At 67.8% G+C, this 13,830-nt stretch carries 11 protein-coding genes; 2 read left to right on the forward strand and 9 right to left on the reverse strand.

Features of this window, described 5'->3' with window-relative positions:
* The 9 genes from JG739_RS09475 to JG739_RS09515 are packed head-to-tail and all read right to left on the reverse strand — an operon-like array spanning position 1 to position 10,540.
* Positions 1 to 570: a peroxidase-related enzyme gene (locus tag JG739_RS09475; RefSeq protein ID WP_202366229.1), complete on the reverse strand. Its 570-nt coding sequence runs from the start codon at positions 568 to 570 to the stop codon at positions 1 to 3.
* Complete coding sequence (locus JG739_RS09480; RefSeq protein WP_202366230.1) at positions 567 to 2,903, reverse strand: molybdopterin-dependent oxidoreductase; 2,337 nt, start codon at positions 2,901 to 2,903, stop codon at positions 567 to 569. Before JG739_RS09480 ends, JG739_RS09475 begins: the two co-directional genes overlap by 4 nt.
* 12 nt (positions 2,904 to 2,915) lie before the next feature.
* Positions 2,916 to 4,466 (reverse strand): acetolactate synthase large subunit, encoded by a 1,551-nt coding sequence (locus JG739_RS09485; RefSeq protein ID WP_202366231.1) that lies wholly within the window; start codon positions 4,464 to 4,466, stop codon positions 2,916 to 2,918.
* The gene (locus JG739_RS09490) at positions 4,463 to 5,974 is read right to left on the reverse strand and encodes an FGGY family carbohydrate kinase (protein ID WP_202366232.1); all 1,512 of its coding nucleotides are present in this window, start codon (positions 5,972 to 5,974) and stop codon (positions 4,463 to 4,465) included. Before JG739_RS09490 ends, JG739_RS09485 begins: the two co-directional genes overlap by 4 nt.
* Before the next feature lie 8 nt (positions 5,975 to 5,982).
* A complete protein-coding gene (locus JG739_RS09495; protein WP_202366233.1) occupies positions 5,983 to 6,660 on the reverse strand; it encodes a class II aldolase/adducin family protein in 678 nt (225 codons plus the stop codon).
* Positions 6,661 to 6,673: 13 nt separating this feature from the next.
* The gene (locus JG739_RS09500) at positions 6,674 to 7,735 is read right to left on the reverse strand and encodes a 2-hydroxyacid dehydrogenase (RefSeq protein ID WP_202366234.1); all 1,062 of its coding nucleotides are present in this window, start codon (positions 7,733 to 7,735) and stop codon (positions 6,674 to 6,676) included.
* A gap of 14 nt (positions 7,736 to 7,749) precedes the next feature.
* Positions 7,750 to 8,982: a CaiB/BaiF CoA transferase family protein gene (locus tag JG739_RS09505; protein WP_244749773.1), complete on the reverse strand. Its 1,233-nt coding sequence runs from the start codon at positions 8,980 to 8,982 to the stop codon at positions 7,750 to 7,752.
* A complete protein-coding gene (locus JG739_RS09510) occupies positions 8,979 to 9,755 on the reverse strand; it encodes a CoA transferase (RefSeq protein WP_202366235.1) in 777 nt (258 codons plus the stop codon). Before JG739_RS09510 ends, JG739_RS09505 begins: the two co-directional genes overlap by 4 nt.
* Positions 9,752 to 10,540 carry a CoA transferase subunit A gene (locus tag JG739_RS09515; RefSeq protein WP_202366236.1) on the reverse strand — a complete coding sequence of 263 codons (789 nt, stop codon included), beginning with the start codon at positions 10,538 to 10,540 and terminating at the stop codon, positions 9,752 to 9,754. The genes JG739_RS09510 and JG739_RS09515 overlap by 4 nt, the downstream gene beginning before the upstream one ends.
* A 323-nt stretch (positions 10,541 to 10,863) precedes the next feature.
* Here JG739_RS09515 and JG739_RS09520 point away from each other — a divergent pair, with 323 nt between their 5' ends.
* Together JG739_RS09520 and JG739_RS09525 are read left to right on the forward strand one after the other, a co-directional pair.
* Entirely contained in the window at positions 10,864 to 12,018 is a 1,155-nt protein-coding gene (locus JG739_RS09520) for an ABC transporter ATP-binding protein (RefSeq protein ID WP_202366237.1), read from the forward strand.
* The gene (locus JG739_RS09525; RefSeq protein ID WP_202366238.1) at positions 12,015 to 13,811 is read left to right on the forward strand and encodes an ABC transporter permease subunit; all 1,797 of its coding nucleotides are present in this window, start codon (positions 12,015 to 12,017) and stop codon (positions 13,809 to 13,811) included. Before JG739_RS09520 ends, JG739_RS09525 begins: the two co-directional genes overlap by 4 nt.
* Positions 13,812 to 13,830: the final 19 nt, after the last annotated feature.

Genomic DNA, 13,830 nt, shown 5'->3' on the forward strand with positions numbered 1-13,830 from the left:
TCAGCGCCCCATCGCGTAGAACTCGTCGTTCGGCCTCATGCTGGTGACGTTGGCCAGCCGGTTTGACATGGCAAAGAAAGCGGCTATGGCCGCGATATCCCAGGCGTCCTCGTCGGTGAAGCCATGGATCTTGAGGTCCGCGATGTCCGCGTCGCCGACCTCGTTGGCGCGCGCGGAAACCTTCATGGCGAAATCGAGCATCGCCATCTGGCGCGGGGTGATGTCGGCCTTGCGGTAGTTGGTGGCCACCTGATCGGCGATCAGCGGGTTCTTTGCGCGAACGCGCAGGATCGCGCCATGGGCCACCACGCAGTACTGGCACTGATTGGCATTGCTCGTGGCCACGACGATCATCTCCCGCTCGGCCTTGGTGATCGGGCCGGGTTTGTCCATCAGCGCGTCGTGATATGCGAAGAAGGCGCGGAACTCGTCCGGCCGATGCGCCAGCACGAGGAAGACGTTGGGCACGAAGCCCGACTTCTCCTGCACGGCGAGTATCCGTTCGCGGACGTCGTCGGGAAGGCCGGCGATCTCGGGAACGGGGAAGCGGCTTATGGCGGGCGCGGTCATCTGTGTTCTCTCCCTTGCGCGGCCGTCAACGCGACCAGCTTTTCCTCATAGTATTCGAAGGCGTCCGCGGATGCGCCGGCATAATTTTCGATGCAGACCAGGCAGGTCTGGGCCGAGCAGCCCTGGCCAAACTGTGAGGTGCCGACGTCGAGCGTCAGGACGTTCGGATTGCCGGCGATTTCCAGCCCGCTGTTTCCGGAGGGCGTGAACCAGGCGCCGGTCGGCAGCACGACGACGCCCTCCCGGACGCTGTCGCTCACCTGCGCCGTCGCAAGGCAGGCGCCACGGTCGTTCCACAACCTGATGCAATCGCCGTCGGCGATGCCGAGCGCTTCGGCGTCGGCGGGATTGATCCGCGCCTGCTCGCGTCCGCCGCGCTTCATCGCCCGGCTGGTCGCGGCGGTCTCCAGTTGGCTGTGCAGTCGCCCGACCGGTTGATGGGAGATGAGGTGGAACCGGCCGGTCTTGCCGGCGCCGCCCAGCCACTCCGCCGGCTCGATCCAGGCCGGGTGCGCCCGGCAGTCGGCATAATCGAGCTTTGCCAGCGTTTCGCTGCCGAGCACGATCCTGCCGCTCTCGGTGTCCAACGCATGGTCCTCGGGGTGGTCGCGGAACTCGGCCAGATAGGTGTGCTCCGCCTTGACCGGGCAGCGCGCGTAGCCCTGCTCCCAGAAGGCGTCGAAATCCGGCATGTCGAAGCCGAGGCGCCTGGCCGTGTCGTCCCGGCTGATCGCGTAGAGATGGCGCAACCAGCCCATCTCGTCGCGTCCCTCGTTGAAGCGCTCGCCGACGCCCAGCTTGCCGGCAATCGCGTCGAAGATGGCGAAGTCCGACCGCGCCTGGCCTACGGGGTCGATCGCCCGGTGCATCGCGAAGATGAAGTCGCTGCGCTTGTTGCCGGCGATGTCGTTGCGTTCGATCGAGGTGTTCGCCGGCAGGACGATGTCGGCGCGCTGCGCCGTGGCGGTGAACATCGGATCCTGGACGATGATCGTTTCCGGACGCGTCCAGGCCCGGGCGAGCCGGTTGAGATCCTGGTGATGGTGGTAGGGGTTGCCGCCCGCCCAGTAGACGAGCCGGATGTCGGGATAGATCCGCGTCTGCCCTTCATAGCTGTAGGACGCGCCCGGATTGAGCAGCATGTCAGCGATGCGCGCCACCGGAATGAAACTGTCGATCGGCTTGGCGAGCTGCGACATGCCCGGCGATTTGCCGAGATTGAGCGGCGCGCCGACGCCGCCGAGCGAGGCGTAACCGTAGCCGACGCCGCCGCCCGGCAAGCCGATCTGGCCGATCATCGACGCCAGACCGAGCGCCGCCCAGAAGGGCTGCTCGCCGTGCTGGGCGCGCTGCAGGCTCCAGCTCACGGTGAGCATGCTGCGCGTCTCGACCAGGCGGCGCGCCAGCTGCGCGATCGCGTCCGCTGGCAGCTCGCAGATGCCGGCCGCCCAGGCCGCATCTTTGCGCACGCCGTCCCCATCGCCTTCGAGATAGGCGAGAAGGCGGTCCGCGCCGCTTGTGCAGCGGACGAGGAAACCCCGGTCATGGCGTCCCGCCTTGACGATCTCTCCGGCGAGACCCAGCATCAGTGCGGTGTCGGTGTCGGTGTTCGGCCGGATCGGCCACCATTCTGCCGCCAGCCAATCGGGGAGGTCGTCGCGCAGGGGCGAGACCAGGACGACCTTCACCCCGCGCTGTGCAAGCCGCCGCAGATGCGTCTCCAGCCTATGGCTGCCGATGCCGCCCGCCTCGCTCTGGGCCGTGCGTGGCGACAGCGCCCCGAACACGACGAGCGTCTCGGTGTGCTCGGCGATCATGTCCAGCGTGTTCGCCTGTCCGCCGCAGGCGTCGTCGTTGCCGAGAGTGTGGCGCAGGATCACCGGCCCGGCCGCGATCGAATAGGTGTCGACATGACCGGTATAGCCGCCGGCCAGGTTCAGCGTCCGCTTGAGCAGCGACGAGGCATGGTGAAAGCGCCCGCAGCTTGTCCAGCCATAGGAGCCGGCAAAAATGGACGCGTTGCCGAATTCGCCAGAGACGCGCCGGATCTCATCCGCCACCAGCGTCGTCGCCTCGTCCCAGCTGACCGGCACGAACCTCTCGCTGCCGCGGCCGCCGCGGTCGCTCGCCTGTCGCTTTTTGAGCCATCCGGATCTGACCATCGGCCGCAGCACGCGGCGGTCGGGCTTCGCCCATTCGCGGATCGATTGAATCATCGGCGAAGGCGCCGGATCGTGCTCAAAGGGCTCGACGCCGACGATGCGGCCAGCCTCGACGAGGATCGTGTAGGCGCCCCAGTGGCTGCAGTGCGGAAATCGTCTGATTGCTGCCATTTCAGCCCCTGCTCAGATCATCGCTTCGATAAGGAACGGTCCCTTGCGCCGGCAGGCCGAGGCCAGCAGGTCGGCAAAACCGTCCGCGGTCTCGGCGCGCGCCGCCTCCACGCCCATGCCGGCGGCGAGCTTGACCCAGTCCAGCGCCGGGTCGTCGAGATTCAGCATGCGGCTGGCGTTCTCGCCGGGCGGTCCGGCCCCGACATTGTTCAGTTCGCCCAGCAGGATCTGGTAGCGGCGGTTGGCGAAGATGATGGTGACGACATCGAGCTTCTCGCGCGCATGCGTCCACAAGGCCTGGACGGTGTACATGCCGCTGCCGTCGGCCTGCAGCACGATCACCTTGCGATCAGGACAGGCTAAGGCGGCACCGGCGGCGAGCGGCAGGCCGATCCCGATGGCGCCCCCGGTGAGCTGGAGGAAATCGTGCGGCTCGGCACCGTAGGTGCTGCGGAAGAAGTCGCGCCCGGAACTGACCGATTCGTCGCAGATGATGGCGTCGGCGGGCATGTGCCGGGCAAGCGCGATCGCGATCGCCTCGGGCGTGAGCCGCCCGGACGGCAATTCGGGCGAATGCCGCAGCGCCAGGCGCGCCGGCGGCGCTTCGCCGGCGCCGACCGCGTCGAACAGCGCTGCGATCGCCGCGACGGGGTCCTCGCCCGCGACGTAGAGGTCCAGCACGTGACAGTCCTTGGGCAACATGCTTCCCGGCTTTCCCGGATAGGCGAAGAAGCCGACCGGAGCCTTCGCGCCGACAAGGATCACCTGTTCGGTTTCGGCGAATGTCCTGACCGCCTGATCGATGACATAGGGCACCCGGTCCACGGCCACGCGCCCGGCGCCGCGCTGCATGCGGCCGTTCGCCTGTTGCGCCATCAGGCGCGCACCGGTGCGGGCGGCGATGCGGTCGAGACGCTCGAGCTGCGTCGAGCGTAGTGCAGGTCCGGTCGCCAGGATCACTGTTGGCCGACCCGAGCGCAGCGCAGCGACCGCGGCGTCGATGCGCGTCTGGTCGGGGCGGGCCGGCGTGGCGGGGGGAAGGGGCGCCGGCAGGCCGCGCGACGTTTGGCTCCACGCGGCGTCGGCATGCAGGACCATGGTCGCGATCTGGCCCGGCGTGCCGCGGGCGGCGCGGATCGCATCCTGCGCCCGCTCGCCGACCGTATCGGCGGTCTCGGCGCGCCCCACCCAGTGCGACATCGGCCAGGCGAGGGAGTCGATGTCGCAGGTGAGCGGCGCATCATGCACAAGGTGGCAGGTCGCGTGATCGCCAACCACGTTGACGATCGGCGAGCCGGCGCGCCGCGCGTTGTGGAGATTGGCCAGGCCGTTGGCCAGACCCGGACCGAGGTGGAGCAGCGTCGCCGCCGGCTTGTCGGCCATGCGGGCATAGCCGTCGGCCGCGCCGGTGACCACGCCCTCGAACAGGCCGAGCACGCAGCGCATGCGCGGCTGGCGGTCCAGCGCTGCCACGAAATGCATTTCCGATGTGCCCGGGTTGGCGAAGCACATTTCGATGTCGTTGGCGAGCAGTGTCTCGCATAGCAGGTCGGCACCGTTCATTGGCGCGTGGTCTCCATCATGTCCGCAAGATCACGGATCGCGGCCATCCTTTGCCAATGCGGCGAGATCGAATCGAGCAGGTCCACAAACAGTGCGTATTTTTCCCGGGCATACTGCGCCACCTTGCCGGTCCGCGGCGCGGCGACGGCATCGGGCGCCACCACCCACGAGCCGGCGAGTTCGGCGTCGCCAGTGCCGAGCAGATGTCTGGCGCCGATGGCGGCCAGCCCGCGCAAGCCGGCCTGGGCCCCGCCGGCGCGCTCGACCTGGGTGTCCAGAAGCGTCGCCAGGAACCCGGCGAAGTGGGGGTCCGCCGCCAGGCCTCCGCCGAGTGAGAGGACGCCGGCGGGCGCATTCATCATCTCGTGGCTGGCGCGCGCGACGAATGCCAGGCCTTCGCGGGCGGCCCAGGCGATCTGTTCGGGCCGGGCGTGTGCGGTCAGACCGAACAGCGCGCCGCTGGCATTGGGCGACGTATAGGGAGCCCGCTCGCCGCCCGGCTCGAGGAACGGGTGCAGGATCAGTCCGGAATAGGCAGGTTCGGCATGGGCCGGTAGGCCAGCCGCGATGCGCCCGATGTGCTGGAAAAGCGTCGCGCCGTTGAAGCTCGGTTGAAACAGGAAATAGCCGTCGCCGAGCACGAAACGCTGCAGCATGGCCCCAGCCGGCGCCGCCGGCGTCAGCGCCGGGTCCAGGATGTGGCACGCATGGATGGCGCTGGTGCCGAAGATCGAGGCGCGCGTCACCGCCGGCCGGACGCCGAGACCGAGGCCGACAAGGGTCGACTGGACGTCGCCGGGCCCGAGCAGCACCGGTGTGCCCGCCGCGATGCCGGTAGCCGAGGCCGCTTGCGGCGAAAGCCTGGCGCGGCATTCGCCGACCGGGGCGAAGTCGGGCAGGAGTTCCAGCCCGCGCGGCAGGCCGAGCGTCCGCTGGACGATCGGCGACAGGGCGCCCGAACGCCAGTCGCCCCAGACGGGCAGGGCGGCCGTCGGCTCGCCAAGCAGGGCGTGTGTCAGCGTGAAGAACAGCCACTCCTTCAGCCGCAGCAGATGCGCGATCGTCGCCAGGCGCTGCGGGTCGTTGCGCTGCAGCCAGAGCAGCTGGAGGCTCTGCGACGCGGCGGTAGGACGCGACCCGGTCACCGCCTGGATCTCGTCCAGCGCGCCTGAGTCCTGCAGCTCGGACGCGATCTGCCGTGCCCGGCCGTCGAGCCAGGTCATGGCGTGGCCGGCGGGCCGAAGCTGCGCGTCGAGCGGCCACAGGCCATCACCCTGGCCGGTGACGAGGATGCCGTCGAGCGTCCCGCCGAGCCCGGCCGCGCACTCGCGCAGGACGGCGAAGGCATCGTCGCGGGTTGCGGCCATGTCCTGCTCGATGCGGGCGCCGTCGCGCCGCAGCGCCCGGTTCTGGCGCTGCGCCGACGCCACGATCCGGCCATGCCGGTCGAAGGCGGCGGCCTTGACCGCCGTCGTCCCGGAATCGAGGCAGAGCAGGAAAGCGCTCATGTCCTGGATCAGGAGGCCCGCCGCAGCCCTTCGGGCGCGGCCGTGCCCTGCTGTCCGTAGGTCTTGAACTTCACCAGCACCTCCGCGATCTGGCTGTCCGAGAGCACCGGCGGTTCGCCGAGCGGCAGGCACAGAAGATATTGCTGCGCCAACTGCTCGACCGTCACCGCAAGCGCCAGCGCGCGGGCGATGGAACCATGCGCCGCGATGACGCCGTGATGGGCCATGAGACAGGCGCGGCGGCCCTCCAGGGCCTTGACCACGACGTCGGCCAGCGCCTGCGAGCCGAAGATCTCGTAAGGCGCGCATGGGATAGTGGCGCCGCCGGTCGCGGCGATCGAGTAATGGATCGCCGGAATGTCCTTGCCGAGGATCGAGACGGTGGTCGCATGCGTTGAATGAGTGTGGACGACCGCCCTCAGGTCCGGCCGGGCGCGCAGGATGTCGCGGTGAAAGCGCCACTCGCTCGACGGCAGGACGTCGCCGGCGAAGCTGGCGTCCCAGTTCATCGCCACAACGTGCTCGGCGACGAGGTCCTTGTAGGGGATGCCGGTAGGGGAGATCAGGAATCCGTCGCCATGGCGGACACTGATGTTGCCTGCCGTGCCCTTGTTGATGCCGAGGCTGTTCATGCTGCGGCATGCCTCGATCAGTTCGGTTCTCAGCGCGTGTTCTTCGTCGGTCATTGCGGGTGCCATCTCACTTTGTCGGGTAGAGGGGTTGCCTGCCTTCCAGGATGCGACCGATATCCTCGGCGATCATGTCGGCAGCCTTGGCGATGGAAAGGCGCGAGGCGCCGGCTATGTGCGGCGACAGCGTCACGTTGGGCAGCTTCAGCAGCGGCCAATCGGCCGGCGGCGGTTCGGGATCGAAAGTATCGAGCGCCGCGCCGCGCAACTGTCTCGACACCAGCGCGTCGTAAAGTGCGTCGTAGTCGAGCACCTGGCCGCGTGTCGTGTTGACGATGTAGGAGCCGGGCTTCATCGAGGCGATCTGGGCGCGGCCGATCATGCCTTTGGTCTGCGGTGTGACGCGCGGATGCAAGGTGACGACGTCCGAATGGGACAGGAGTTCGTGCAGCTCCATCTTCTGGATGCCGGCCTCGGCCTCTTCCTGCGTCAGATGGCGGAACGGATCATGGGTGACGATGCGGCAGCCGAACGGCCGCAGCAGCCGCGCCACGCGCGAGCCGATGTCGCCGAAGCCGACGATGCCGATCGTGAGCTCGCCCAGTTCCGGGCCGACATGGTCGTAATGGTAGAATTCGCGGCGGAATTCACCGCTCGCCACCGACAGATGGCCCCGTGTCAGGTTACGCGTCTGCGCCAGCAGCGAGGCGATGGTGAACTCCGCGACCGCCGAGGCGTTGCGGCCGGGCGTGTTGACGACGGTGATGCCGCGGGCGCGAGCCGCCGCCATTTCGATGTTGACCGGCCCGCCGCGCGACACCGCGATGATCTTCAGCTTCGGCGCATGCCCGAGGCTGTCGGCCGTGATCGGCGCCAGGTGCGTCACCAGGATATCGAGGTCGGCGATGAACTCGAAATAGTGCTCCGGGCGGCCGACGAATTCGGCCACCGGAAGATGCGGATCGAACTTCGTCGACTGCAGCTTGAGCGGCCAGTCGAGCTGCATCTGCCGGTAGCTCGCCTCACGCTTGCCGAGCCGCCTCGACAGCGCCTGCTCGAAGAAGCCGGGCTGCATGAAGCCGTCGCCGATGATCCCGATCGACAGCGGACGCGTTTGCGATACCAGGTCCATGATTGGCGGCACTCCTATGCGGTCTTCGTCCTGGCCCGGGCGGGGCCGTCGCCGTCGAACCCGGGCAGGACGTCCCGGTACCGATCGCCGTCGACAGCGACCTCGCCAAGGATCTCGGCCGTATGCTCGGCGAAATGCGGCGGCGCCAACCGGTAGCTCGCCGGGGTTCGCGACATCCTGATCGGGCTGCCGGTGCCGCGGTAGGCGCCGATGTCGACCACCATCTCCCGGTGGCGGGTATGCGGGTCGGCGACGACCTGATCGATCCTGCGCACGGCGCCGCACGGCACGCCCGCCTTGATCAGAGTATCGGCGAGCGGATCGCATTCGAACGCGGCGAGCGCCTTTTCGAGTTCGACCTTCAGGCCATCGCGGTTGATGCTGCGCTCGCCATTGCTGGCGAAGCGCGGGTCGTCGGGCAGGTCGGGGCGTCCGATGATCCGGCACAGCGTCTGGAACTGCCGGTTGTTGCCGACGGCGAGGAAGATCGGCTCCGTTCCGGTGGCGAATGTGTCGTAGGGACAGATGTTCGGATGCGCGTTGCCGGACGGCTCTGCGACCTGGCCGGAGAGATAGTAGTTCGGCAAGTGGGGATGCAGCAGCGAAATGCCGCAATCATACAGCGTGGTTTCGACGAACTGGCCCTTGCCGCTCACCGCCCGCTCGTTGAGCGCCATAAGGATGCCGATCACCGCGTTGAGGCCGGTCACCATGTCGACGACCGGCAGGCCGACGCGCAGCGGCTGGCCGCCGAGTTCCCCGTTCACGCTCATGATGCCGGTCGTGGCCTGGATCGCGGCATCGTATCCCGGCAGGCCGCCGAGCGGCCCGTCGGCGCCGAAGCCGGAGACGCGGCAGTGGACGAGGCGCGGAAAGCGCCGCTCCAGCTCTTCACGGGTCAGGCCCCAGCGCTCGAGCGTGCCGGTCTTGAAGTTCTCGATGAAGACGTCCGCCGTCTCCAGCAGCGCCAAAAGCAGTTCCTGCCCGGCCGGCTGCGCCATGTCGAGCGCCATGCCGCGCTTGTTCCGGTTCAATCCGAGGAAGTAGCTCGCGGTCCCGTTGAGGAAGGGAGGGCCCCAGCCGCGCGTCTCGTCGCCCGCAGGTGGCTCGACCTTGATGACGGCCGCACCGTGGTCGGCCAACACCTGGCCGGCATAGGGACCGCCCAGCACGCGACTGGCGTCGATCACCTTGATGTTGGCCAGCGAGCCCGTGTTCAGCATCATCATCCTGTCCAGTTCATTCATGAGGCGAGCCCGGCGGGCGCTTGAGCGCGGTCCAGATCCTTGCGCATCTGGTCGGCGAAGCCGGGATAGGTTTGCGCCAGCTCGTCGAGGACACGCCCGCGCAAAACGGCTAGCGTCGACTCGTCCGGGAGCTCCGTCTGTCGCGGCGCCTCGTCGTGGGCAAAGGTAAAACCGGTCGACCGGCTGATATCCTCCAGATCGTGACCGGGATGCACGCTTTCCAGCCGGAAGCCCGGCCGCGCCTTGTCGAAGGCAAACAGCGCCTTGCCGGTCAGCAACGCATAGGGCCCGCCGGCGCGGTAGACGCCGTCATCGCTGAGGCCGGGCGCGCTGACGAAATCGACCTTGTCGATGAAGACGCGCGGGCTGTGTTCCTCGCGGAACAGGATCACGCGGGGCACGACGAAGTAGAGATAGCTGGAACCGAAGGAGCCGGGCCAGCGCACGCGCGAGCGCGGGTATTCGCCGGCGCCGACCAGGTTGACATTGCCGTGGCCGTCGATCTGGCCGCCGCCGAGGAAAAAGGCGTCGATGCGGCCCTGGCCGGCGCAGTCGAACAGCTCGGCCGAGCCGTTGGTGAAGAAGTTGTGCTCGACGGAGCCGAGGATCGACAGGCGCGGCTCGGGCGCTCCGGCCCGTGCCTTGATGGCGCGCAGCAGCATGGCGCCCGCGGCGGGAATCGGCGAGGAGGCGCCCACGGCGACGTGGCGAACCCCGTCCAGCAGCCGTGCGATGGTGACGATCAGCACCTCGCGTGGCAGGATCCGGCTCATTGCACGGGCTCCATCGCGTCGGCTCGCATGTAGTCGGCAAAGCCGTCGGCGGTCCGTGCCGCGCCGGCATAGCGGAGGAGTTCGGCGGTGTCGGTCGGGTATTCGCCCCACAAGCCGTACGGCCACGCGCCCTTCGGCGCATGGGCGACCGCGGTCACGTAGATCGCCGGCAAGGTGCCCGCGGCGGTGGTCTCCGACAGGAGCAGGCTCTCCTCCACGATGCGCTCGACCGTCACGACTGTCTTGGCGGAGGCATAGGCCATCGCGGCGAGCTCGCGCCTGCGTCCGATCCACACATTGCCGAAACGGTCGGCGACCGGGGCATGGAAAACGGCGATGTCCGGCCTGATGGCGGGAATGAGAACAATCGGGTCGCCAGACTCCGCGAAGGGGTTGTCGATCACCCGCCAGTCGCTGCGATAGCGCAGGACGTCGGTGCCGATGAGGCCGCGCATCGGCACGAAGGGGCTTCCCTTCTGCGCCGCCATCAGGCCGGCATGAATGGCCGGACAGGTCGCGTCCATCACCCGGATCGCGCCTGCACGGACCGCCTCGTTGAAGCGGGGGGCGCCGCCGGCTTCGCCGAGCGACACGGCGCTGGTCTCCACCGTCCGCACCAGGCCCGCGCCGACCAGCTGGTCGACCTGAAGGCCGCCGGTCGGAACGCATATCAGGTGAAGATCGCCGGCGCCCCGTTCGATGATCGGCTTCGTCATGGCCATCGAGACGCCGGCATAATCGACAGGCAGGGCGATCCGCATGCCCTGTTCGATGTTCTTCGCCATGTCGCCAAGGGAAGTCGGCACGTCAATCCTCCAGATTCCGTCCCGTTCGCTTGGGGCGAACGGACGGCCGGCTTTCGGCTCTTGCAATGGTTCTAGAATATAGAACACTATTCTGAAAAATAGCGTAGTCGCAGGTGCTGGTGCCTGTCAATCCGGTTTCGGCCCGGATTCGCATGGTTCAGTAAGGCGAAACGGCTCCGACCACCGGGGCAAACCGTGGCGAGGCAGGCATTTCACGAAAGGCTTGACAAGCGCGAAGCGGCGGCGAATGATAAAAAACAGAATGCTGTTCTACAATATGGAACAGAGGGAGGAGTGGTGAGATGGCCGACGAGATGGCCTGGCGCGTCGAGCGCCGCAGCATCGCCGACAATGCCCCTGGCGCCGCGGGCGACGCCAAGGGGCGAAGCGTGATAGGATCGGGTCTCGCCATTCGCGATGTGGTGAAGTCCTACGGCGCCTTCCGCGCCGCCGACCAGATAAGCCTCGATATCGAGCCCGGCGAATTCATCACGCTGCTTGGTCCCTCGGGCAGCGGCAAGACGACGCTTCTCAACCTCATAGCCGGCTTCCAGAGGCTCGACGAGGGTGAGATTGCGGTGGATGGTCAGGCCGTCCACGACGTGCCGACCCACAAGCGCGGCTTCGGCATGGTCTTCCAGAGCTATGCCCTGTTCCCCAACATGACCGTGACGCAGAACGTCGCGTTTCCGCTGCGCATGGCCGGCATCGACCGCGCAACGGCTGAGCGGCGCGTCGCCGAAACGCTCGAGATCATGCGGCTGTCGGACCATGCCGGGAAGATGCCGTCGCAGATGTCGGGCGGCCAGCAGCAGCGCGTGGCGATCGCACGCGCCATCGTGCTGCGGCCCAAGGTCGTGCTGATGGACGAGCCGCTGAGTGCCCTCGACCGGCGGCTTCGCGAGTCGATCCAGATCGAGATTCGCCAGCTCCACCAGGCCCTCGGCTCGACGATCCTGTTCGTGACCCACGACCAGGGCGAGGCCCTGACCATGAGCGACCGCATCGCGGTCATGGACGCCGGCAGGATCATCCAGGTCGGCACGCCGACCGAAATCTATCGTCGCCCGAAGGACCGTTTTGTCGCCTCCTTCGTCGGCGAGAGCAACCTGATCGAGGCGGAGGTCGTGCAAAAGCGCGGCTCCACCATGACGCTCAAGAACCGCGCCGGCTACCTATTCAGCGCCGAGAGTCGTGACGCGATCGACGTCGGACGCGTAACAGTCCTCGTCCGCCCGGAGCGCATCGCGATCTCCGATATGCCGGCGGCGAGCTCGATTCCGGCGGTCGTCACCTCGGCGCTCTTCCTCGGCGAAATCCTGCGCGTCGAGGCACGGATGGAAGGCGGGGAGACCCTGCTCATCCGCTGCACCGACAGGGTCGGCCGCCCGCTGCCGTCGGTCGGCGACCCGCTGCATCTCAGCTGGGGCGCCGAAGACTGCTGGGTCCTGTCATGACGACCGCCGCCTTTGACGCGCGGCCGGCGCGCACCCCTGCGGTCCGGCTTTCGCAGCGGATCAAGGATCCCGCCTTGTTGCTGCTGCCGGCGGCCGGCTTCCTCGCCTTCATCTATCTGTTGCCGCTGATCGACCTCAGCCGCATCAGCGTGAGCGGGCCGACCTGGTCGGTTTATTTCGAGCGCGTCTTTTCGGTTCCGCTCTACTGGGAATCGCTTCTGCGCACGATGCAGATCTCGTTTACCGTCGCGTGCCTGTGCCTGCTGCTCGGCTATCCGACCGCGCTTTTGATCCACCGCAGCCGCGGCGTGGCCCAGGTGCTGATCGCGACCGCGATCGTGCTGCCCTATTTCATCGCGATCCTGATCCGCACCTACGCCTGGATGGTGTTGCTGGGCCGCAACGGCCCGGTCAACAAGCTGATGACGGCGCTGGGCGTCTTCGCCGAACCGGCGCAGTTGCTCTTCAACCGCGGCAGCGTCCTGCTCGGCATGACCGCGGTTCTCCTGCCGCTGATGGTCCTCAGCATCTATGCCAGCGTGGCGCGCCTCGACCAGAGCCTGGCGCGCGCCGCTCAGGCCGCCGGGGCAGGGCCGATCGCCGTGTTCTGGCGGGTGCTGTTCCCATTGACCTTGCCAGGCGTCGGGGCCGGCTTCCTGCTGGTCTTCGTGACGGCGCTCGGCTTCTTCATCACGCCGACCCTGCTCGGCGGCCCGGCCGACCAGATGTTCGCCATGCACATCACCCAGCAGGCCGATTTCGCCACCTCGGAGGGTTTTCTGCAGTCGCTGGCCGTGGTTCTGCTGGTCATTACGCTCGCCGTGGTGGGGATCGCCGGCCGCTTCCTCGGCTTCGAGTTCATCTGGGGCGGCAGCAGATTGTCGGATGCGGCGGCGAAGCCGGCCGCCGGCGCGGCGCGGCGCGGTTCCGCGAGGCGGCGTTCACCGGCCAGCGCGGCAGCCGATGCGATCGGCTGGCCGCTGCTGCGCCTGGCCGGCCGCCTGCCGCAGAGTTTCGGCACCTGGACGGTTCGCGTGATGGGCGGCGTCGTGGTGGCCGGGCTGATCCTGCCCATCGTGGTGGTGATGATCATCTCCTTCAGCAGCGCCACCTATCTCACCTTCCCGCCGCCGGCGATCTCGCTGCGCTGGTACGAGAAGTTCTTCTCCGATTCCAACTGGATGGCGGCGTTCTGGAACTCGCTCGCAATCGCCTCCATGTCGGCCTGCATCGCCGTGACGCTGGGTGCGTCGGCGGCAATGGGCATCGTGCGCAGTCGCATCAGGGGCAAGGCTGCGATCATGCTGCTGCTGGTCAGCCCGGTGATCGTGCCGCCGGTGGTGCTCGGCCTCTCACTCTACACGCTGTTCCTGCGTTTCGATCTGGTCGGCTCGATGTGGGGGCTGGCGGCAGCGCACGCGATCGGCGGGCTGCCGATCGTCGTCGTCATCGTCGCGGCCTCGCTGCAGGCGGTCGATCCCAGGCTCGAGCAGGCGGCAGCCGTCCACGGCGCCTCGCCGGTGACCGTGTTCGCCAGCGTCACGCTGCCGGCGATCGCCCCAGGGCTCGCCGCTGCGAGTTTCTTCGCCTTCCTGCATTCGTTCGACGAACTGGTGCTGTCGCTGTTCCTGTCGAGCGCGCATCTGAAAACCCTGCCGCTCATGCTGTGGGCGGACATCAATTACCAGCTCAATCCGGTCCTCGCGGTCGTGTCGACCCTCGAGGTGCTGCTTGTCGTGGGCGGAATAGCTCTCGCGCGGCCGGTCCTGGCCGGGTCGCGGGGCGTGGCGTGAGACTGCAAAAATCAATCGG

This window comes from Mesorhizobium sp. L-2-11 (genome assembly GCF_016756595.1).
Lineage (GTDB): Bacteria > Pseudomonadota > Alphaproteobacteria > Rhizobiales > Rhizobiaceae > Mesorhizobium.

What these genes read in the sequence shown, in the direction of transcription:
- JG739_RS09495 (WP_202366233.1), bottom strand. Translation starts at nt 6,660, where the DNA reads ATGACCGACGAAGAACACGCGCTGAGAACCGAACTGATCGAGGCATGC.
- JG739_RS09490 (WP_202366232.1), bottom strand. Translation starts at nt 5,974, where the DNA reads ATGAGCGCTTTCCTGCTCTGCCTCGATTCCGGGACGACGGCGGTCAAG.
- JG739_RS09525 (WP_202366238.1), top strand. Translation starts at nt 12,015, where the DNA reads ATGACGACCGCCGCCTTTGACGCGCGGCCGGCGCGCACCCCTGCGGTC.
- JG739_RS09480 (WP_202366230.1), bottom strand. Translation starts at nt 2,903, where the DNA reads ATGGCAGCAATCAGACGATTTCCGCACTGCAGCCACTGGGGCGCCTAC.
- JG739_RS09505 (WP_244749773.1), bottom strand. Translation starts at nt 8,982, where the DNA reads ATGAATGAACTGGACAGGATGATGATGCTGAACACGGGCTCGCTGGCC.
- JG739_RS09510 (WP_202366235.1), bottom strand. Translation starts at nt 9,755, where the DNA reads ATGAGCCGGATCCTGCCACGCGAGGTGCTGATCGTCACCATCGCACGG.
- JG739_RS09485 (WP_202366231.1), bottom strand. Translation starts at nt 4,466, where the DNA reads ATGAACGGTGCCGACCTGCTATGCGAGACACTGCTCGCCAACGACATC.
- JG739_RS09475 (WP_202366229.1), bottom strand. Translation starts at nt 570, where the DNA reads ATGACCGCGCCCGCCATAAGCCGCTTCCCCGTTCCCGAGATCGCCGGC.
- JG739_RS09520 (WP_202366237.1), top strand. Translation starts at nt 10,864, where the DNA reads ATGGCCGACGAGATGGCCTGGCGCGTCGAGCGCCGCAGCATCGCCGAC.
- JG739_RS09515 (WP_202366236.1), bottom strand. Translation starts at nt 10,540, where the DNA reads ATGGCGAAGAACATCGAACAGGGCATGCGGATCGCCCTGCCTGTCGAT.
- JG739_RS09500 (WP_202366234.1), bottom strand. Translation starts at nt 7,735, where the DNA reads ATGGACCTGGTATCGCAAACGCGTCCGCTGTCGATCGGGATCATCGGC.